Here is a 19,758-nt window from a genome sequence, read left to right on the forward strand (position 1 = left end):
GAAACAGGAATGAGGAGATGCTGCGTTCATTGTTTATCACCCTTTCCAAAGCTTATTGGGCGCAGCGCTGGATTACCGGTTGGGCGCTGGCCTGGCGAGTGGCTTCCCGCTTTATCGCCGGCGAAACGGTGGAACAAGCCATCCGTGCTGTTCAGGTGCTTAACCAGCAGGGGTTGCTGGCAACACTGGATCAACTGGGCGAAAATACCCAAACGGCTCAGGATGCCGAAGTGGCTGCCCAGGGGATTTTAAATTTACTTGATGAAATTGAGCGCACCGGCGTTCAGGCAAACGTTTCGGTCAAATTGAGCCAACTGGGATTGGTGGTTGACCCGCCACTGGCTGAGAAACACATCCGACGCATTGTGGAAAAAGCCCGTCAGACGAATAACTTTATTCGGGTGGACATGGAAGACTCCAGTTTGACCGACTCAACCCTGGACATTGTCTCCGCTCTGCATGAGGAGGGGTTAACCAACGTCGGTACGGTGATTCAATCCTATCTCTATCGCAGCGTCGAAGATACCCGCCGCCTGATCGAGCAAGGTGTAAAAATTCGGCTGGTCAAGGGGGCTTATCAGGAGCCACCCCATCTGGCTTATCCGCGGAAAAGGGATGTGGATGCGGCATTTGACCGGCTGAGTGACCTGTTGATTGAAGCCTCTTTGGGTTTGGAGTACTCCCGCGCAACGGCCAGCGGGCGCTTTCCACCGCTGGCTGCCATTGCGACTCATGACGAGAAGCGCATCGAATATGCCATTCAAACCGCCAAACGCTACGGCTTGCCGGTTGAACGTCTGGAATTTCAGATGTTGTACGGGATACGCCGGGATTTACAGGTAGAATTGGCTAAACAGGGCTACCCGGTGAGGATTTACGTGCCATTTGGTACCCACTGGTATCCTTATTTTATGCGCCGGCTGGCAGAAAGACCGGCAAACTTGTGGTTTTTCGTTTCCAACCTCTTTCAGCGGTAATTTTCATGAATGATGAGCGTCCTCAACTTGCGGTGGTGACCGGGGCGGCTGTGCGTTTGGGCAAGGCAATTGCTGTTGCGCTGGCCGGCAAAGGCTACGCCATTGGCTTGCATTACCACCACTCCGAAGAGGCTGCCCATCAAACGGCTGAAGAGCTGGAAAAATTGGGTGTACCAGTTTTTCCCTTTCGTGCAGATTTACGGGACGAATTGGCTATCAGGCGGATGTTCCAGCAGATTGCCGAAACGGGGCTGTCGCTCAGGGTTCTCGTCAATTCGGCAGCGGTGATGCCCAGACAGGATTTGCTCACGATCACGGCAGAAGATTGGGATGCGGTGATGGACGTCAATCTCCGGGCGGCGTGGTTGTGTGCGGTTGAGTCAGCCCGAATCATGCAGCCGGGTAGTGTGATTATCAATATCAGTGATACCGGTGCGCGTAAGGTATGGACGGGCTACCCGGTTTATGTGATCAGCAAAGCCGGTCTGGAAATTCTGACCCGCTTGCTGGCACGTCGGCTTGCCCCGCACATCCGTGTCAATGCCATTGCACCGGGCTTGATTCTGCGTGGCGAGAATACCCCTGTTGAGGAGTGGGAGCGATTGGTTCAGCGATCGCCTTTGGGGCAAAGCGGCAGTGAGGATGAGATTTGCAGGGCGGTCACGTTTCTGCTGGAAAGTGTGTACATCACTGGGGAAGTACTTGTCATTGACGGCGGCTATGGATTAATCTAAAACACACAGGAATTGGAATGCAAAAAAACTTTGGAAAAGTCTTGGGAGAGTTCATCCGCACTTCGCAGCCGCTCGCATTACTGGCTGGGGCGTTGTTATATGCCTGTGGGGTAGGGGTGTTGGTATATCTGGGTGAAGCCGTTGATTGGTCGGTTTACTGGTTGGGTCAGGCAGTGGTCACTTTACTGCAATTAAGCAGCGTTTATCTCAAATCCTACTATGACCTTGTGCCGGAAATTCCACGAAGTTCCAGCAGTAATAATGGGCGCCTGGATGATTGGAAACCAGTTTCTCGTAACCTCTATCTGCTGGCGGCTGCCACTACCCTGACGGTAGGCGCAATGACTACCTTTGTGCTGTATTCGCGCGGGGCGCTTCAACCGGCCAGTTTAATTTTTTTGGGGATTGCGTGGTTGTTTGCCTTCTTTTATGGGGTACCCCCATTAAGGCTGGTGTATTCCGGCTATGGTGAACTGATCAGCGCAATTTTTTTAACCACTCTGGTGCCGGGCTTTGCCTATTTGTTACAGCGGGGTGAGTTAATTCCGGTGATGGGATTATTCAATTTTCCACTGTTAGCCCTTTTTCTGGCATTTAGCCTGGCCACTTCGCTGGAAACCTATTTCAGCGAGATCAAAGCCGGTCGCCAGAATATGATGATTCGGTTAGGGTGGCAGCGTGGAATGATTTTGCACAACTTCCTGATTGGCCTGGCTTTTTTACTGGTCGGAATCAGTCCGCTGACAGGTCTGGCATGGTCGCTGACCTGGCCGCGTTTGCTGGTCTTACCGGTGGGCATCTTTCAAGTCTGGCAGATGGTGCAAATTGCCAATGGGGCTAAGCCAAACTGGCGCCTGTTGCGGTTAACGGCAGCCGCAAGTTTTGGTTTGTTGCTTTACCTGCAAGTCTTTTCTCTGTGGACGGGGTAGAACATGCCTGAATTTTTAGAATTGCTTCCTCCAACCAGAGCCTTGTCCTACTGGCTGAATTTCATTCCGCAATCCTTAAAGGAAACGGAACGGCTGGCAGTGGTGGATGCACTGGGGCGCGTGGCTGCCCGGCCGATATTCAGCCCCGAACCACTCCCAGCCTTTCCGCGCAGCAGTGTGGATGGTTACGCCGTGCGGGCAGCGGATACTTTTGGGGCAAGCGAATCACTGCCGGCCTACCTGATGGTCAAGGGCGAGCTGCCCATGGGAACGACACCCCCATTTGATTTGCAACCCGGCGAAGCGGCATTGATTCACACGGGTGGAATGCTGCCAAAAGGCAGTGATGCAGTGGTTATGCTCGAATACACCCAGCCTTCCCGGGAAAATGAAATCGAAGTGCTACGGGCTGTTGCGGAAGGGGAAAACGTTCTGAAACCCGGCGAGGACGTTAAGCAGGGCGAGGAGGTCGTTGCTGCGGGTGTACGGCTGCGTCCGCCTGAAATTGGTGGCTTAATGGGGTTGGGAATTTTGGAATTGGATGTTCTGCGCCGGCCGCGGGTAGGGGTTCTTTCCACCGGAGATGAAGTTGTACCGCCTGAGGCTGCCGTTCAGCCCGGTCAGGTGCGCGACATCAACAGTTATTCATTGAGTGCGTTGGTGGAGCAGGCTGGCGGAATCGCCCAACGATACGGGATATTCCCCGATCAGGCGGCAGCGCTGGAAGCCGGGCTGAGGAAAGCGCTTGACGAGTGTGATGCTGTGTTGATTACCGCCGGTTCTTCAGCCAGTACGCGTGACCTGACAGCGGAGGTGATCAACCGGATGGGTAAACCCGGTGTGCTGGTACATGGTTTGAACATCCGTCCGGGGAAGCCGACCATTCTGGCGGTTTGTGATGGTAAACCGGTCATCGGTTTGCCCGGTAACCCGGTGAGCGCGTTGGTGATCGCCTATCTTTTCGTCCAGCCGGCGTTGAATCGTTTATGCGGTGTCCCTGGTCTGATCCATCCTGCCATTCGAGCAAAATTGACGGTTAATCTGCCTTCGCAAGCCGGCCGGGAAGACTACTATCCGGCAAAATTGGTTCAGAAGAATAACGCATGGCAAGCCGACCCGATTTTTTATAAAAGTAATCTAATATTTTCGCTCAGCCGGGCAGATGGGTTGATTCACATACCCGAAGACGCCACAGGGTTGGCGGCAGGGGAAGAAGCCGACGTTTACCTTTTGGGGAGAGGATGAAACCCATGAATTTCGCAATTCGGCTGTTGGCTCTTATTGCCGGGCTTGCAGGCTTGCTGGTGGCAGGTTGTGTCGGTCGTATTCAGGCAGCTGCCCAGCAGCCTGCAAGCGAGGCAGTTGTCTCGGCGCAATCAACACAATTGCCTTCACGAACGCCTACCCTCTTCAAAACACCCACACCGATTGTCCCAAGTTTATCGCCATCTCCAACACTCACGCAAACACCCAGCGGTACTCCTGCCCCTTCGTTAACGCCGACACCGGCGTTAGTATATTATCCTGCCGGACAAATCAATGTACCCATTCTCCTGTACCATCGGATTGTGGACGGCGAAGCGGTAAATCGGTATGAGGTGTCACTGGAAAATTTTCACCTTCAGATGGATTTTCTCCGACGGAATGGGTATGAAACCATTACCCCTGTCCAGCTGGCAAAGGTGATCCTGAAGGGGGGAGAACTGCCAGCCAAACCGGTGATTTTGACCTTTGATGATGGCTATCGCAGTATCTATGATCTCGCCTTTCCGGTTCTTAACCACTACGGGTTTGAAGGGGTCGTCTATGTTATCACCGGTTGTGTTGGTGCTCCAACCTACATGAACTCGGAGCAAATAACCGAGTTGTTTGCAAATGGGTGGGAAATCGGCAGTCATACGGTCAGCCACGAGGATTTGGTGAAAAACCCCTCTCACGTGTATGATCAAATTGTGGTGTCAAAACTTTACCTTGAGAAATTATTAGGTACAAAGGAACTGACTCTGGCTTACCCCTATGGTAAAGCCGATGAAAATATCACTCGAAAGGCAGCGAGATACGGTTATTATGCCGGGATGGGCCTGGGGGTCAGTAACATACATTCCGTTGAAACGCTTTATTTTCTCAGCCGACAGGAAATCAAATCCGATTGTGATTTGGGTTGTTTTGAGGAAATCGTGACCGGCAAGAAAATCCAACCGTGAGGAGGTAGCATGTCCATTTATTTACAGGATATTCCTCTGAATGAGGCTCTGGCTCGTTTTGACAATGCACTGAAAAAAGCCAGTTTAAGCGGGGTTCTTGGGGAAGAAACGGTTGAGCTGCATGAACATCTGGTCGGACGGGTGACGGCCAAACCGGTTTGGGCGCGGATTTCCTCCCCGCATTATCATGCCGCTGCGATGGATGGTTTTGCCCTGCGGGCGGAGAATGTTGCCGGCGCGATGCCCACAGCCCCCGTAATTCTGACCGTTGGTCAACAAGCAGCTTACGTGGATACCGGCGATCCACTACCTTTGTGGGCTAATGCCGTTGTTCCGATTGAGAACGTGGAAGCCCTCGATAAGGACGGTCAGATAACGGAGGATGCCCGCCGGCCTCATTCAATCCGCCTGAGAGCCGCCTTACCGCCATGGTCGCATGTTCGTCCGATGGGTGAAGATATTGTGGCTACCCAGCTGGTGCTGCCATCCGGCCATGTGCTTCGACCGGTGGACTTGGGGGCGATTGCTGCCGCCGGGCATGATCGGGTTGTGGTCAGCCGAAAACCGCGAGTAGCAATTTTGCCAACCGGTACTGAATTGATCGAAATTGGCCAGCCGGTGGAAGCGGGGAAGATTATCGAGTTCAATTCGCTGGTTTTGGCGGCACAGGTGAATCAATGGGGGGGCGAGGCGGTTCGTTATCCGATCAGCCCGGATGAGTATGCGCTTATTCGTCAACGGGTACGGGAAGCGGCCGAGAAAAGCGATCTCATCCTGCTGAATGCAGGCTCATCGGCTGGTTCGGAGGATTTTTCCGCCGCAGTGGTGCAGGAATTAGGCGAACTGCTGGTTCATGGGGTTGCAGTGCGTCCCGGTCACCCGGTCATCCTCGGCATGATTGACCGGCAGGACGGCAGCCGGTGTCCCATTATTGGGGTGCCGGGCTATCCGGTATCGGCTGCGCTCACGGGAGAAATATTCATCGAACCCCTGCTGGCGCGTTGGCTCGGCCGGCCGCCGCATAAACCGATTGAAATTGAAGCAAAAATTACCCGCAAATTAACCTCACCGCCGGGTGACGATGATTATGTAAGGGTTGTGGCAGGCAGGGTTGGAGATCAGTTGTTGGTAGCGCCGCTCTCACGTGGTGCTGGGGTGATTACCTCGCTGGTGCGTTCCGATGGAATTGTGGTTTTACCGCGTGGAATTCAAGGTATTGAAGCCGGCAGCCGGGTGAAGGTTCGCCTCTACCGCCAGCCGGAAGAACTCAATCAGACCATTTTTGCAATTGGTTCACACGACATCAGTCTGGATTTGCTGGCTCAGTATCTGTCAACTTACGGACGAAGATTGGTATCTGCCAATGTAGGTAGTCAGGGAGGGCTGGTAGCCTTGCGGCGAGGGGAAACTCACCTGGCTGGCTGTCATTTGCTGGATGCACAGACTGGTGTGTATAACCTTGCAGCGGTCCAACAGTACCTTCCGGACCAAAAGGTACGTATACTGGGATGGGTCAACCGTGTTCAGGGTTTGCTGGTTGCCCGAGGAAATCCTAAGAACATTAAGGGATTACAGGATTTGGTGCGAGAAGATGTGATCTTTACCAATCGTCAACGGGGTGCCGGAACCCGCATCTTGCTAGACTACCAGCTTAGTTTGCTGGGAATTTCCCCGGCGCAAATTCGTGGTTATGGTCAGGAAGAGTACACCCATCTGGCCGTAGCGGCTGCGATTGCCTCAGGTCGGGCAGATTGCGGTCTGGGAATTGCCGCTGCCGCAGTGGCTCTGGATTTAGAATTTATTCCCCTCTTTGAAGAGGAATATGATCTGATCATTCCATCGGTTTATACCGAAGATGATTTATTACAGCCCTTGTTTACCCTGGCTCAAGATGAGGATTTTCGCAAAGCGGTTGCCCAATTACCCGGTTATGAAACTTCCCGAATGGGAAGATGGATCCTATAAATCAAACCAAAGGAGGTGTAAAATGCCAGTTTCAGCCAATAACCCTGCTCCGGATTTTGAATTACTCGATGAGACGGGAACTCCCCGCCGCTTGAGTGATTATCGCGGAAAGCCGGTTGTTTTATATTTCTACCCCAAAGATGATACCCCTGGATGTACCAAAGAGGCGTGCAGCTTTCGTGATGATTATTCCGAGTACGAGAAAGCGGGTGTCATCATTTTAGGGGTCAGTCCCGATTCGCCAAAATCTCATGCCAAGTTCAAAGAGAAATACAATCTTCCCTTTACATTGCTGGCGGATGAGAATCATCAGGTTTGCGAATTGTACGGTGCATGGGGAAGAAAGAAATTCATGGGACGCGAATATGATGGTGTGTTACGCACCACGTTTTTGATCGGCTCGGATGGCACCATTCTGCGGATTTTTCCGGATGTCAAGCCGGAAGGTCACTCGAAAGAAGTTTTGGCTGCCTTAGAGGCGGCTTGAGATCTGTAGTTAACAAACAGACAGGTCAGGCGAATTTACAAAAATTGCCTGACCTGTTTGTTTTGGAATGAAGGTTGAAGGTGGATGGGTGATCAGCCTTCTTGGATGGGAGCATCTTGATTTTCTTCCACCGGTTGAGTTTCTGACTGAACGCTCATCAATTCTGAATAGGCTGCCAGCTTTTCGAGGGTGGTGGAGGAGAGATAGGCAATAATATTGTTTTGCAACTCTTCCCACATCAACCGGGAAGTACAGATTTCATTGCGTGGGCAATCCTCCGTATCTTCCAGGCACGGGGTTAGACAGATGGGGCCTTCCAATACTTCGGCGATTTTGAGAACCGTGATGTTCTTCGCAGGATGGTTGAGCCGTAAACCACCGCGCGGTCCGGGTGTGGCTTTAATGAGGCCGGATTGCATCAGGGTGTGGGCAATTTGGTGAAGGAAAGGCAAAGGGATATTTAGGGACTCAGAAAGCTGGGCGCTCGGAATGGGTCGTCCCGTATTGTTACTGGCAAGCGCGATCATGACTTGCAGTCCGTAGTCCAGTCTTCTGCTGATTCGAAACATGGTTCACTCCTTGAATTTCTACAATGATTATTGATTTTGTAAGGTATTTTAATTGTATATCAATATTCCAGAAAGTGACAATAGTAATTTTACAGGTCGTAAAATATCTTAAGCGATTGTAAGGTGGAAGCAGGGGTGTTTTTGCGAAAATTCAAAGGAAATGATTAAAAATCTTGCCGATAATTCAAGGAGGAGGTATAATGAGCGTCGTTCGGGGCGTGGCTCAGCCCGGTTAGAGTGCACGGTTCGGGTCCGTGAGGTCGGCGGTTCAAATCCGCCCGCCCCGACTTTCACAGGGATTCCATCCCTGTATTCCGCAACGCACCCGATGGATCCCTGGGTGCGTTTTGTGTTTTCAGCAGGAAGGTCAGGTATGGTTACACTCCCCACATTTCTACCCGTTGTCGAAGCCGCCCGCAAGTACGGGCTGGATGAGACCCGCTTGCGCGCTCTGATTGAGAAAGGTAAAATCAGGGCTGGAGTGGTTGCGGGAGAAATGGTCGTGAGCGAGGATGAGGTCAGAGATCAAGCAGTTACTCGAAAAGAGGACTTACCCGAATATAAGAAGCACGCTCATCTGAAAGGGAAGCCGATTTGGATTAGCGAGGCGGAACGGAAATACGGGGTTCCTAATCCGACTGTCTCTGTTTGGGTAAAGCGGGGCTTAATTAAGGTACTGGGATACGAAAAAAACCGCAAACTAATTGATGAGGCAGACGTAGCTTATTGCGCCGAAATCTATAATCAGCGCAGAGGACAAGGCAAGTGGCTTTTTGATGATAACGGGCTACCTTATAAGCCAAAAACCGGCCCACTTGTTACAGCCTAGAAAAGCAAAAAACGGCACAAAACCGTTTTTTTTTTTTTTTTGTTTTAAAATCTCTAGAAGTTATTGAAAACTTCTAGATATAATGTTATACTCCTCCTAGCACTTTTCCAAACCAGCGTCCCGCTGAATGCCTCAAACACAACGCCCCGCCGGGCGTTGTGCGCCCGACCGGGGCGTTCCGTGAGCCGTGCGGTAACACGCTCACGGTTGAGGCAAGCAGACCGTGACTGCTCACCCCATCCGCGATTGTAGCATGAGATGACAGCCCTCTGCAAGCCTCTCACAAGGAATGTGATTTGCGGAGGGCTTTGTGTTTGCCGTGCGGTGTTGGCTCAAGGCCTTTCAGGCGGCAGGTGCTTGAGGGCGGGTTCAAGTCCCGCCCGCCTGAACTCCGTTTTTGCCACGCTAACTTCGGCCGTGTAGGGAGGCGTGGAGCGGGGCTGAGTCATCAGCACCCGGCGGGGCAAGGGACGGGGAGCCCTCGCCTGACGGAGCGGCAGGTGAGACCATCGGAAGCCTGCCGGGGGACGTGACAGCCGGGAGAGACCGGCAAGCACCTTGACAAGCGACATGGTAATCCTCTGTTTCCAACCGCCATAGACGGGCAGGATGATCCCTGATCTTGCGGTGGGTGCAAGTCCCACCCGGTTGGACTGCCAAACCTGTCGGTGTCGTTGCACCATCAACGGACAGGTGCAGCCCGGCACACCCTAACCAGTGTCGGGAAACAGGCAGGGTGACGGCCCGGAGAGACGGGAATACTTCCCTGCCTGCAATGGTGGGGGGCAGCCCGGAGAGACGGGCAGAGGGGTTGGGGCTGAATCAGCCCAGCGAAGGCGAGGCAGACCCTCAAAGAGCCGGACTTGCGCGAGGGCAATCCCTCTCACTTGATCAAGCGGGAGTAGCTCAACGGTAGAGCGGCGGCGTCATGAGCCGCAGGGTGAGGGTTCAAATCCTACTTCCCGTTCTGTGAAAACGAGGTTTCTCATGTGTGAGCATCGAAGGAAAGTTGGCGACAATTACGGACTGACCTGTCTGGACTGCGGCAATGAGATGAGCACGGCTGAAACCCCATTTACTCTTCACCAATAGGCTTTGGAATGGGCAGATAAAGCCTATATTGCCCGCAAAAAAGGGCAATGGGAAGCGTCTATTGAACTTGCCAGGCAAGCCCTTCGATACGAAATTGAAGCAGCCGAGAAACTGCCGCCTGTTGCCGAAAGCGAACCTACCCGCAGTATTCTTTATCGTGGTGCCGCAAGCCTGGCGTATCAGGCAAGAGATTATGAATTGGCTTTGCGATTGATAAAAAAGGGTTACACCACTTACACCCCTGAGGAAATTAGAGTTGATTTTAGAGATATTGAACATGCTCGAATCCGTGAGGTGAAAGATGAGAGAGACCTTTTTTGATCTGAAAGTCAAAGTGTTTCAAATCAAACTCGGTCATTTCCTTCTTGTTATCTGGAAAACCGATTCCCGCTGGCGTTTTGCTTTCTACATTGGCCACCGCCGGTTTGCCCATTAGAGGTGAGGAAAGAGGCGTGATTTGAAAGGAATTGCCGGCAAATGATTTCACCCTGTTGGTGAAATTCATCATGTATGCCGTCTTGCGTCTGACGGACAACGGAGTGGCTTTTGCTTACGAGTTGGGCTGTCCCATCCGCAAGTCGGAGTGGGATGTTCTTGTCCAAAAACACAACGCCGAAGAACACGCCAATCACGCCTTTGCTGTGCTACTGTTTGCCTACCATGCCCGCAGACGGGGCTGGCGGGTGGAGGTGTGTCCGCCGGTGGACAATCCGCTGGTCGAGCCGGATGTGCTGGTCGAGAAGGACGGCGAGCGGATTTATGTCGAGGTGGAGGTTTTACGCCACCCACGCAAACGCAAGGACGGAGCAGATAACACATGGGTACGCAAGTGGCGCAATCAGCGGAATTTTCAAGGGCGGGTAGCGGTATGCACCCTGACGCCCAAACGGATGCAGGGAATACTCCGCTATCTCAAACTGCGCTATCCGGGAGTGGCTACCGAACTGACCACGCTGGCAAAGCAGCCGGACTGCGACCTGTGGCTGGAACGCTGGAACTGGCCAAACGAGTTTTCGATGCGGGGGTATCGGTAGGGGGTTGACAATCCCAATCTTGTGTACTAAACTATAATTACACAATAGAAAGGAAAGGTGTGATATGCTGGTTCGTACACAAGTATTGTTTGACGAAGATACGCTGCGGAAACTGAAAGCCGCTGCCGAGGAACAGGGGCGCAGTGTTTCCGACCTGGTACGGCAACTGGTGGAAAGCGGGCTAGAACACCAGCGCCAGCAGGAATTACAGCAGTTTGAAGCATTGCTGGGCAAACTGCGCCAGATTCGGGAAGAAAACGCGGCTAAGTATGGTGAGGTGGAGACTGACCTGTTGGAGAAAGTGCGCGAAGAACGCAGCCGGGAACTGGGAGAATTGTTATGGGGTTGATCGTCTTGGATGCCAGTGTGGTTGTGCCGTTGATGATGCCTCATCCGTTGTCTCAGGCAGCGGAGCGGTGGATTCGCCACTGGAAACGGGAGTATTACCGGTTGGTTTCGCCGTGTTTCATGCCGGTGGAGGCGGTTTCTGTTTTACGGCAAGTGGTGTACGGCGGAAGATTCAATCCGCAGCAAGCGTTGGAAGCGGTGGACATCCTTATGGCGCTAGGGATTGAACTGGTTATGCCGGACGGTGAGGTGTTACAATCCTCGCTGCGCTGGGCGGAGCGGTTAGGACAGAGCAAAGCCTACGATGCCCAGTATGTGGCTCTGGCGGAGCAGTGCGGAGCGGAGTTGTGGAGCGCAGACCAGCGGCTGGTCAACACCCTGCAAGCACAGGGAGCAGGTTGGGCGCATTGGATTGGGGAGGTGTGAGGTGGCAGTCGTTACACGCAAAGGTTTGAAACTGGCAGCCCGCAACCTGGCAGCCTTGCCGTTCAGGGTTTTGCTGTTTGCGTTTGAGTGGGTGCTGCGCCTGACGATCATCGCCGTACTGGTCTTTGTGCTGGCTGTTGGTGGGGTGGGCTGGTACTTCTACACCGTCAAAGCCAATCAGCCGATGCAGATTGACCCCCGCTTTGCCCGGACACTGCCGCCGGAAGGGATGACCTTTCGGGAGTTCTGGCAAGACCGCTTTGCCGGGTGGGAGAAGATTGACGAACGGGATTACCGCACGGGAAAATCCAAGAGTAAGTCACATTGTGTAAAAACGGAGTTGGAGGTGTTCCCGCAAGCGCATATTCTTGCGCCTTTCCTGCGGGTGTATTTCGTGCGCACCCAGCCCGGAACAGCCGAAGCCGAATCGTGGATTCGGGGGATGAAAGGCATCATTGCGCCGGACGATCTGAATTTTGTAGACGCCTAGTGGTGGCAGATCGAGAACGAGTCCTGGTGGTATTGGGTAACGGCGTTAGGGCGTCCATGCCAGTTACCTCCGCCGCAAAGACCGGCGGCAACTCCCTGACCTTGCAATTTTGTAAGGAACTGAAAAATACCACTTGCGAACGGAAAAAATAACTTTGTAGAATAATCGGCGAGGAACGGGGCATGCGGCTCCGAGGGCATGAGAAGCCCGAAACGTGAGAACGCTGTTTGTATTTAAGCGGCTCTCCCCAGTCAGGGAGAGCCGTTTTGTGTTAACCGGAGGTGAATCGTGGAAATCAAACTGTCAAGCATCAAAAAAGCATTAGTTGCCTTGTTTGTGGTGTTTGCGGCAATCGCCGCCGTGCGCTTCGTCCTGCCGATGTTCAACACTGCCCGGGCAGAACCCGAACCGACCGCCGTACCGGACGGACGGGAAGCGGCTATCGCCGGTCTCACGGCGTTGTTTTCAACCGATGTGACCACCGGCTACGATGCCTGGCTGCAATCGGTCTGTGCGATCTCCACCGAAAACGGCTGCGCCTTCGCCGAACTGTTCACCAACTGGGACAGGGTGGTGGTGCAGAAATGCGGTGCGCCGAGCGTGACGCAGGGCAGAATCACTGCCGCAGCGGTCAAGACCGCTCCCAATTACGCCCTCGTGACCGGACAAGACCCGGAGAAGCGGGGGGTTGACCTGCAATTTACCCTGACCATCGAACCCACGATCTTCCGCTACTACACGCTGGAAGAACGCAAGGAGGTCAACAAACGCTGCGTTGCTCCCAACGGCAGCATGGTAGAACTGCCGCCGCCCATCGAACAGAACTGCAAAGCCCCCAACCGGTATGTCGAGCAGGAGGAAGAAGTCGAGTACTGCGTCCTGCATGAACAGACCTTCTGTGAGCAGGCGAGGGTGCTGGCTTCGGCAAGCCTGAAAAAATCCAGCCGGGACTGGATTTTGAACGACCTGGCGAACTGGTATCCGGGGGCGACCCTCATCCGTCCCGATTGGAACTTCCGGTACGGAGCCAATCAGGGCTGTGATGCGTTCAACACTTTCCGCTGGACGCTGGTACAGGAAAAGGTGCAGATTCGTGACCCTGGCTTTTATGCCATGAGCGTATCGGGAATCACCAGCGGTACGCCGGTATCGCCGTCCCGTTCGTTTCAGATACCGGCAGGCGAGTTTGACGCCTACCTGATGATGACCACCATCATCAAGTAAAAGGGGGGAAGATGAGTCTGGACACCCTGCTCCTGCCTTTCGTGTGGGTCTTGAACGGACTGCTGGCACTGGTCTGGCTGGCGGTGGACAACCTGGCGCTGGTGCTGCTCATCCCGGCGCTGGCATGGCTGTACCTGCTGCTCGGTCAGCGGTTGCAGGAAGCCCAAGCCCGCCGGATGCGGCAGGTGCTGCTGCCCGCCGCTGGTCTGGCACTGGCAGCGGTGTTGTTTGCGCCCAGCCCTGCGCCGTACCTGCTGGCAGGACTGGCAGGAGTGAGCGGTTTTGTGGTCAAGGTGGACAATTACCGCCCGGACGAATCGGCATGGGAGAGCGTGCAGAACCTCATCCTGTACGCCCTGGTGGGACTGGGCGCACGGGTGTTGTTCTGGGTGATGGATGCACAACCGGCGGACAACCTGATTGCCGGGGTCAATTATCTGGGTGTACTGGCGTCTTTTGCACTGTGGGGGATGCCGGTGGCGCAAGCGGGATTGCTCATCAAGAACTTGCTGGCGCACGCCCCAACCGGCGCAGACCCTCGCACGGTCATCGAACGGGCAAGGGAGCGGAGATAGGCGATGTTGCGAATACTGGATAACGGTATCGAAAGCAAGAACGGACAATTTCACGCCGCCTGGTGTCTGGTGGACGAGGACGGACGGCGGTACTACCGGGTTGCCGTCCTGCGGGAACGGCTGGAACGGGCGCAGGCAGAAGCGGCGCAGGAACGCCGTACCCGTGAGGAGTTGCAGAAGCGGCTGGAAGAGGCGCAGCAAGCGAAGGAGAAGCCGAAGAAGAAGAAAGGCGAAGCCAAACGGCAGCCTGAGCGGATTTTGACGCCGGAAGAACTGCCGCAGTTGTGGCGCAAGTTGGTCGAGGAGATGAGTGGGATGATTTTTTTCCCCCCTGCCCAGGAACACTTCAAGGCGCAGTTGAAGCCGAAGGAATCGGATATTCGCTAACGGCGCAAAGTGCTGGTGCTGTATGCGGTGGCGTGTGGTGGCGTCAGCAGCCGGATGGAGATTGACCGGGTGGTGAGCGTGGTGGAGGGATTGTCCGAGCGGACGAACTCGATCCGCCGTCCTTTGGATGAACTGGTGCAGAGCGGGTTGCTGATTTGCCAATCGATTCGCATGACCAGCCCGTACCTGGTCTCCGGGTGGCTCGTTGACAGGTGAATACGGCGGAGTGGCTGCTCTCCACATTCCCGGTGCGCTTACCCGCAGTGTGCCGGGACGGGTGGCGGTTGGCTGCCTTCTCTGTCTGCTCATCCGTGAGGGTGGGCGGGCAGAGGGCAGCCAGCCCAAAAAACCACTCGAAAAAAAGGAGAGCAGCCATGAAGTACTTGATTCTTGCATTGTTGGCCGGAGCGGGATTGTATCTTGCGGGGGTGGACTTTGAGACCCTCTTGGGTCTGGACACCGCCGCGGTGGATACCGTCCTGCTGGTCGTAGCGGTGTTGTTCGTTGTGGCGTTCATTGCCCGTCTATTGTGGACGGCAATGTATATTGGCAGCGGACAATATGCGCTGGACAGACGGCTCGACCAGTGGATCAAGTGACCGCCGTATGCGTGTCGAAGCGAGCCGAACAGACCGCCTGCGGGAGATAAGCAGGCGGTCCTGGTTATGCATGAATGAAATTTGACTTAAGAATGACCATTTTGATATGATCGATGCGATGCTGAAGGTAAAACCTGTTTTTTTATTCTTCCCAAACGCTCAAAGGAGTCTCCAAACATTGTTCAACTTCAGCTTCCAGAATGAAACGGGTAAATTCCTCGGGCGATATGCTCAATACCTCTTCAATTGGTTTATATCTGTAGGTTTCTTCGTACTCTCTGAAAAAATCCAGGAATTCCTTTTTCTCGTCGGGAGACCAGACTACAACACCACCTGTTTGATTAATCAGGGATTTTTTACAAATTCGAACAAAATCTTCACCATTCCTGCGAACCAGTTCAGCATAATCATATAACGTAATCATTATTCCTTTATTTGGATAGAATATTTTTAGGGTGTATACAACCGGGCCTGTTCCCGGAATCCCGGTGATATATATCCACACTTCCGCGGGGACACCCAACTTTTTTACTAGTGAAACAAGATCGTAATCCTGGCGGGCCGTGATCCAGGCGATACTCAGGGTTTCCTTATGCAGGGAGAATCTGGCTATTCGAGAATTCATCAAAGTAGGTTGATCGTCAATGGCAAAGTAAAAATATACGAACAGATTGTCCGGATATACTTTCGGCATTTGCTGAATATCAACCAGCCAGGCCAATGGCTGCAGGAAATCATAGGCCTCTTTCCATGTGGTTTTGCCGGGAGTTATCCCCCACCAGCAAGGTAATTCACAACCGCCGTTGGTTTGGATCAATTCTTTCATTATTGCCAGGGCCTCGGCCGGTGGCAGGGTGGGCAACGGCACCCAGGTGGGGGTACCTGTTGGCTTGGGAGTGCGGGTGGGGAGGGGAATGGCCGTGGCAGAGGGATTGAGGGTAAACCAGTGTGTGGGTTGGGGTGGTGAAGGGGAGCGGGAAAGTGTTGGTGAAATGGGATCGGGACTTTTTGCCCCGCAAGCACTCCAGAGCATGGAAGCGATGATGGAGAGCACCACAAGAAAGGAAATGGAAAATTTCATGATTTTTTCCTTTTCAGATAACTTCACCACCTGCCAAGCAAGCTACCCATGTGATCCGACATGAATCGACTTTTTTGTAATCCCCCCGGAGATGTGTCCCAATTTCCAAACACCCAGCCGATGAACATGTCAGCAAATTCTTCACTTCCCCGCTGGCCGGACACCCCGAATTGCCAATCATCAAATTTTCCTGCGTAGCCAAAGAAGGTGCCATATTGATCCTTATGAACAATTAAATAATTCTCAGTGATCGGACGAAGTAAATTTACAGGTACATTCTGGGCTGCCTAACCAACGGCGTTGTTGAAAGCATGTCCCAGTTCATGAACGATGACACGGGAATGCTTGAGGAAGTAACTCTCCGAGACATTGGAATACAGGATGATGCGGTTCTTGCTCACGGTTTCGGCGGCACAACCTCCGCCATTGCCATCGCACGACTCGGCCACATGGAGATAGGTCATGGCTCCTCCGTGGATTTGGAAAAACAGGAGTTCGGGCGAAACAGAACGGTAGCCGCTGATTTCTCCCATCCGTTTCAGGTTATATTGATTGAGATTGTAAGTTCTGGCATAGGCATTGGCAACTGCTTGGGTTCGTTGCTCGATCACGATTTTTGTACTTGAATTAAGACTGATTCCTTCAAATCTTGCTAATTTCAGTTCTTTGTTTCTTGAAAAGCCGTGGGGTTCGAGAAAGGCATGCCCGCTGGGGTCGGTGAAGCGGAGGGGGTTGTTGAGGGTGTAGGCATACCTGTCCCATGCCAGCGGGTTGCCTGCCCCCGGCACGATACTATCCGGCTGGATGAAGCGTCCTAGCCGGGGGTCGTAGAAACGGGCGCGGTAGTCGTACAGGCTCAAGGCGGCTTCCTCGCGTTGGGCGGTGAATTTGTAGTGCACGGAATACTCACCTGTAGTATAGCGCAATTCGCCCCAAGGTTTGTAGAGATAGCGAGAGCGGATTGCTGTGAGGGATTACATTGCCGCCACCAGCAGTGTCTATTTCCTGTTCGGTGACCACCCTAAGATTTTGAATTACCCTGCTTTACTTCGACGATACAACCGATGAAAAATTTTCCACACCGAAAGAATTACCAATAAAGCCCCACTCAGACTGGTGTATGAATTAAAGCCATACAAAACCCCACCAAAGCTCAACTGCGGTGGTAAAAACGGATACAACCACGCAAATAATCCCAAAGCCAGAAGGGATAGCAAAGCCATTACACTTGCTTTTTGTCCGGCAAAGTAGAGAAATATTCCAAAACTTATCCCCATAAAAATCATGCTGCTCATGGCTACGATAACAAGGTGAGGAAAGAGAGCAAACTCAGTTGCCATGGAGAGTCGCACTGCTCTGATCAAATGATCCAGTCCAAAGCAAACAACAGGATATAAAAAAAGAAGCCAAAAGGCCTTTGTTTTCACATACCTCTTATTTTATGAATCAACATCATAGAATTTATTTCATTATAGGAATAGCAACTTATCCATACAAGTGCCCCTGGTCATAGAGGGTGGCATGACTTTCGGCATCAAGTAGATAACTGTAAAAAAATCATGACCGCCTGCGGGAGGTAAGCAGGCGGTCTTATCTTAATGATTGTGTGTAAATGGTAGAACTTCTCTAGAAATTTTTTCTTCTAAATTACCCCGTGTAACTTGTAAGTCATAATAGGTTTGTAAGTTCATCCAGAATTCTGGCGTAGTATTGAAGGCATATGCCAATCTTAATGCGGTATCGGCAGTTATTCCTCTTTTTCCCTGTACAATAGCATTAATTCTGTCAGGGGGTACTCTCAGCAACCGGGCCAGTGCATTCTGGCTTAGACCTAACGGTTTCATAAACTCTTCCAAAAGAATTTCACCAGGGTGAATTAATGATGTATCCATAATAATTCGTAATTCCTAATCACTTATGATAATCCACTACTTTAACGTCAAAGGCGTCTCCATTTTCCCAACGAAAGATTATTCGATATTTGTCATTTATGCGGATGCTAAATATATTCGACCCTTTTGGATATAACTTTTCGACTCCATTACCCGGAATTGAGTAGAGATCCATCAGTTGGGATGCTGCATTTATTATTAATAATTTACGCATAATGCGCCTATATAAATCGGGAGGAAATTTTGAATGTAAAGGATTAATCGTATTAAAATTCTTAAAAAAGTACTCCGTATCCTTGTCACCAAAAGACTTGATCATCCTTTGTTCCGTCCTCTTTGTAATTCATAGAATGTACTCCTTTCTGCGAAATATCACTATATTATTATTGTTTCGAGCATACATATATGATATCATGGATTTCATATCATGTCAAGCATGATATTGAAGTTCAGACATAAGTTAGGACACTGGGGTGAACAATAGTAGTGACCGAAGATCAGTGATACTGCTGAGGTTTAGCATCCAAACGGCTCTACTTTGCGCGTCGCACAACATAGTCGTACAATAACCATTGTAAGACGCAGAAACCCCAAAAATAGCCCCAAAACCCCCATTTTTCGGGCTTAAAACCGCCCTAAACTGCGTCGCACAATGTTTTTAGCGGGAGGAAAACGCACCCATGAACCCCATAGACGAGTATCTTGCAACCCTCACCAGCCCCCGCACGGCAGAGCGTTACCGGGCGGCACTGAACGAATTTGCCGACTGGTACACCCAAACCACCGGCGCAAGCGTGGACTGGAACCTGCTCACCGCCGTTGAGGTCAAGGACTACACCGCCTACCTGCAAACCGTCCGCAGGCTCTCACCGGCGAGCGTCAATCTGCGGTTGGCAGCCCTCCGTTCGTTCCTGCGCCACCTGGGGCGCACCTTGAAGGTGAAAGGCCCCAAGCAGGTCACGCCGCCGGTCAAGGCTCTCTCCGCCCGTGAGTTGGGCAGGCTGCTTGCCGCCGCCGAAGGCAGCACACGGGATACCGCCATCCTCAACCTGATGGCACGGGCGGGCTTGCGGGTGGGTGAAGTAGTCCACCTGCGGGTGGGTGATGTCGAAATGAACGGGCGTTCAGGGTGGCTGACGGTAAGAGGCGGCAAGGGCAACAAGACCCGCCGTGTACCGCTGAACGGCGAGGTGCGTCAGGCGTTGAAAGCCTGGCTGGACGAACGCCCCCAGGGAGCAGGCGATGACCTGTTCCTCTCCCGCACGGGCAAGCCGCTATCGGAGCGGGATGTCCAGCGCATGGTGGCGGAGTATGCGCGGATCGCCGGTGTCGAAGCCACCCCGCACACCTTGCGCCACACCTTTGCCACCCGTGCCATCGAGAAGGGTGTGGATGTGGCCACTCTTGCGGCGATTTTGGGACATTCCCGGTTGGAGACGACCGGGCGCTATCTGCACCCGACCGCCGAGCGAATACAGGATGCGGTGGAGGGAATATGACCACCTGGAAGCACACCGAAAGGGCGATTGCAAAGCGGCTGAACGGCAGGCGTCTGGGCGCAACCGGCGGGGCAACGCCGGATGTCATTACCGACCGGCTGGCGGTGGAAGTCAAGCATCGCAAGGAACTGCCGGGCTGGTTGAAGGACGCTTTGGCGCAGGCAGTCCACAACGCCGGTGAACGCCTGCCGCTGGTAGTGCTGCACGAGGCGGGCAAACGCCATGCGGACGATCTGGTCTTGCTTCGGATGCAAGACCTGGAACGACTGCTTTCCAAACAATTTTGAAAAGAGAGAGTTGAAAAATCAAGCGTAATACGCCGAGCAGACTGTTTGAGGGGTGGAAAAGCCGCACTCGATGGGGTATCCACCCTAAAACAAAGGGGCTGTGTATCTTGATTTGACCTCTTCACCTCCA

Annotated in this window: 28 protein-coding genes and 2 tRNA genes; 22 read left to right on the forward strand and 8 right to left on the reverse strand. The window is 52.9% G+C overall.

All coding sequences use genetic code 11. The features are described from left to right. The first annotated feature begins 17 nt into the window (after positions 1–17). Genes AC812_RS04440 through bcp form a run of 7 tightly spaced genes read left to right on the forward strand, consistent with a single transcriptional unit; the run spans position 18 to position 7,296 of the window. The gene (locus AC812_RS04440; protein ID WP_201797702.1) at positions 18–977 is read left to right on the forward strand and encodes a proline dehydrogenase family protein; all 960 of its coding nucleotides are present in this window, start codon (positions 18–20) and stop codon (positions 975–977) included. A gap of 5 nt (positions 978–982) precedes the next feature. Further along, a complete protein-coding gene (locus AC812_RS04445; RefSeq protein WP_061914820.1) occupies positions 983–1,711 on the forward strand; it encodes an SDR family NAD(P)-dependent oxidoreductase in 729 nt (242 codons plus the stop codon). 17 nt (positions 1,712–1,728) lie between these two features. Continuing rightward, entirely contained in the window at positions 1,729–2,640 is a 912-nt protein-coding gene (locus AC812_RS04450; protein ID WP_061914822.1) for a prenyltransferase, read from the forward strand. A 3-nt stretch (positions 2,641–2,643) separates the two neighbouring features. Beyond that, a complete protein-coding gene (locus tag AC812_RS04455; RefSeq protein ID WP_061914824.1) occupies positions 2,644–3,885 on the forward strand; it encodes a molybdopterin molybdotransferase MoeA in 1,242 nt (413 codons plus the stop codon). Between the two features lie 5 nt (positions 3,886–3,890). Continuing rightward, positions 3,891–4,844 (forward strand): polysaccharide deacetylase family protein, encoded by a 954-nt coding sequence (locus AC812_RS04460; protein ID WP_169787258.1) that lies wholly within the window; start codon positions 3,891–3,893, stop codon positions 4,842–4,844. A gap of 9 nt (positions 4,845–4,853) precedes the next feature. Beyond that, entirely contained in the window at positions 4,854–6,809 is a 1,956-nt protein-coding gene (locus AC812_RS04465; protein ID WP_061914829.1) for a molybdopterin biosynthesis protein, read from the forward strand. Positions 6,810–6,831: 22 nt separating this feature from the next. Beyond that, positions 6,832–7,296: a thioredoxin-dependent thiol peroxidase gene (gene bcp, locus AC812_RS04470; RefSeq protein WP_061914832.1), complete on the forward strand. Its 465-nt coding sequence runs from the start codon at positions 6,832–6,834 to the stop codon at positions 7,294–7,296. A 92-nt stretch (positions 7,297–7,388) separates the two neighbouring features. Here the strand turns inward: bcp and AC812_RS04475 are convergent, their stop codons facing one another. Beyond that, a complete protein-coding gene (locus tag AC812_RS04475) occupies positions 7,389–7,865 on the reverse strand; it encodes an RrF2 family transcriptional regulator (protein ID WP_061914834.1) in 477 nt (158 codons plus the stop codon). Between the two features lie 212 nt (positions 7,866–8,077). Between AC812_RS04475 and AC812_RS04480 the strand changes: the two genes are divergently transcribed. Together AC812_RS04480 and AC812_RS04485 are read left to right on the forward strand one after the other, a co-directional pair. Further along, positions 8,078–8,152 (forward strand) — tRNA-Pro (locus AC812_RS04480). Positions 8,153–8,238: 86 nt separating this feature from the next. Continuing rightward, positions 8,239–8,694, forward strand: a complete 456-nt coding sequence (locus AC812_RS04485; protein WP_061914837.1) for a MerR family transcriptional regulator — start codon at positions 8,239–8,241, stop codon at positions 8,692–8,694. A gap of 332 nt (positions 8,695–9,026) precedes the next feature. Here AC812_RS04485 and AC812_RS17480 read toward each other — a convergent pair whose 3' ends face one another. Next, a complete protein-coding gene (locus tag AC812_RS17480; protein ID WP_157235407.1) occupies positions 9,027–9,266 on the reverse strand; it encodes a hypothetical protein in 240 nt (79 codons plus the stop codon). Between the two features lie 323 nt (positions 9,267–9,589). On the opposite strand from AC812_RS17480, the gene AC812_RS04490 reads away from it, so the two are divergent. The 9 genes from AC812_RS04490 (at position 9,590) to AC812_RS04530 (ending at position 14,270) form a co-directional block, all read left to right on the forward strand. Further along, positions 9,590–9,661: transfer RNA gene (locus AC812_RS04490), tRNA-Met, on the forward strand. Between the two features lie 128 nt (positions 9,662–9,789). Next, complete coding sequence (locus AC812_RS04495; protein WP_061914858.1) at positions 9,790–10,107, forward strand: hypothetical protein; 318 nt, start codon at positions 9,790–9,792, stop codon at positions 10,105–10,107. Between the two features lie 185 nt (positions 10,108–10,292). Beyond that, entirely contained in the window at positions 10,293–10,820 is a 528-nt protein-coding gene (locus tag AC812_RS04500) for a hypothetical protein (protein ID WP_145962527.1), read from the forward strand. 64 nt (positions 10,821–10,884) lie between these two features. Beyond that, positions 10,885–11,169, forward strand: coding sequence for a plasmid partition protein ParG (locus tag AC812_RS04505; protein WP_061914864.1), 285 nt, complete (start codon positions 10,885–10,887; stop codon positions 11,167–11,169). Then, complete coding sequence (locus AC812_RS04510) at positions 11,160–11,594, forward strand: type II toxin-antitoxin system VapC family toxin (protein ID WP_061914867.1); 435 nt, start codon at positions 11,160–11,162, stop codon at positions 11,592–11,594. The genes AC812_RS04505 and AC812_RS04510 overlap by 10 nt, the downstream gene beginning before the upstream one ends. 1 nt (position 11,595) lies before the next feature. Beyond that, positions 11,596–12,084 (forward strand): hypothetical protein, encoded by a 489-nt coding sequence (locus AC812_RS04515; protein WP_061914870.1) that lies wholly within the window; start codon positions 11,596–11,598, stop codon positions 12,082–12,084. A gap of 288 nt (positions 12,085–12,372) precedes the next feature. After that, complete coding sequence (locus tag AC812_RS04520) at positions 12,373–13,308, forward strand: hypothetical protein (RefSeq protein ID WP_061914874.1); 936 nt, start codon at positions 12,373–12,375, stop codon at positions 13,306–13,308. Positions 13,309–13,319: 11 nt separating this feature from the next. After that, on the forward strand, positions 13,320–13,883 hold the full coding sequence (locus AC812_RS04525; protein ID WP_061914876.1) for a hypothetical protein: 564 nt from the start codon (positions 13,320–13,322) through the stop codon (positions 13,881–13,883). 3 nt (positions 13,884–13,886) lie between these two features. Next, a complete protein-coding gene (locus AC812_RS04530) occupies positions 13,887–14,270 on the forward strand; it encodes a hypothetical protein (RefSeq protein WP_061914880.1) in 384 nt (127 codons plus the stop codon). On the opposite strand, the gene AC812_RS17485 is transcribed toward AC812_RS04530, so the two are convergent. Continuing rightward, complete coding sequence (locus tag AC812_RS17485) at positions 14,267–14,443, reverse strand: hypothetical protein (RefSeq protein ID WP_157235410.1); 177 nt, start codon at positions 14,441–14,443, stop codon at positions 14,267–14,269. The genes AC812_RS04530 and AC812_RS17485 overlap by 4 nt on opposite strands. A 201-nt stretch (positions 14,444–14,644) precedes the next feature. Between AC812_RS17485 and AC812_RS04540 the strand changes: the two genes are divergently transcribed. After that, positions 14,645–14,869: a hypothetical protein gene (locus AC812_RS04540; RefSeq protein WP_061914886.1), complete on the forward strand. Its 225-nt coding sequence runs from the start codon at positions 14,645–14,647 to the stop codon at positions 14,867–14,869. 142 nt (positions 14,870–15,011) lie between these two features. Here AC812_RS04540 and AC812_RS04545 read toward each other — a convergent pair whose 3' ends face one another. Beyond that, positions 15,012–15,695 (reverse strand): hypothetical protein, encoded by a 684-nt coding sequence (locus tag AC812_RS04545; protein ID WP_145962528.1) that lies wholly within the window; start codon positions 15,693–15,695, stop codon positions 15,012–15,014. A gap of 88 nt (positions 15,696–15,783) precedes the next feature. Here AC812_RS04545 and AC812_RS17490 point away from each other — a divergent pair, with 88 nt between their 5' ends. Continuing rightward, positions 15,784–16,014: a hypothetical protein gene (locus AC812_RS17490; RefSeq protein WP_145962529.1), complete on the forward strand. Its 231-nt coding sequence runs from the start codon at positions 15,784–15,786 to the stop codon at positions 16,012–16,014. A gap of 223 nt (positions 16,015–16,237) precedes the next feature. On the opposite strand, the gene AC812_RS04550 is transcribed toward AC812_RS17490, so the two are convergent. The 4 genes from AC812_RS04550 to AC812_RS18350 form a co-directional block, all read right to left on the reverse strand. Continuing rightward, positions 16,238–16,912 (reverse strand): RHS repeat-associated core domain-containing protein, encoded by a 675-nt coding sequence (locus tag AC812_RS04550; protein WP_082148999.1) that lies wholly within the window; start codon positions 16,910–16,912, stop codon positions 16,238–16,240. Positions 16,913–16,984: 72 nt separating this feature from the next. After that, the gene (locus AC812_RS04555; protein ID WP_061914896.1) at positions 16,985–17,377 is read right to left on the reverse strand and encodes a hypothetical protein; all 393 of its coding nucleotides are present in this window, start codon (positions 17,375–17,377) and stop codon (positions 16,985–16,987) included. A 168-nt stretch (positions 17,378–17,545) separates the two neighbouring features. Beyond that, entirely contained in the window at positions 17,546–17,842 is a 297-nt protein-coding gene (locus AC812_RS04560) for a HigA family addiction module antitoxin (protein ID WP_062158804.1), read from the reverse strand. A gap of 19 nt (positions 17,843–17,861) precedes the next feature. Then, positions 17,862–18,161 (reverse strand): type II toxin-antitoxin system RelE/ParE family toxin, encoded by a 300-nt coding sequence (locus AC812_RS18350; protein ID WP_061914899.1) that lies wholly within the window; start codon positions 18,159–18,161, stop codon positions 17,862–17,864. A gap of 361 nt (positions 18,162–18,522) precedes the next feature. On the opposite strand from AC812_RS18350, the gene AC812_RS04570 reads away from it, so the two are divergent. Next, on the forward strand, positions 18,523–19,341 hold the full coding sequence (locus AC812_RS04570) for a tyrosine-type recombinase/integrase (protein WP_061914902.1): 819 nt from the start codon (positions 18,523–18,525) through the stop codon (positions 19,339–19,341). Continuing rightward, complete coding sequence (locus tag AC812_RS04575; protein WP_061914905.1) at positions 19,338–19,628, forward strand: hypothetical protein; 291 nt, start codon at positions 19,338–19,340, stop codon at positions 19,626–19,628. Before AC812_RS04570 ends, AC812_RS04575 begins: the two co-directional genes overlap by 4 nt. The last annotated feature ends 130 nt before the right edge of the window (positions 19,629–19,758 follow it).

The organism is Bellilinea caldifistulae, assembly GCF_001306055.1.
Taxonomy (GTDB): Bacteria; Chloroflexota; Anaerolineae; order Anaerolineales; family Anaerolineaceae; genus Bellilinea; species Bellilinea caldifistulae.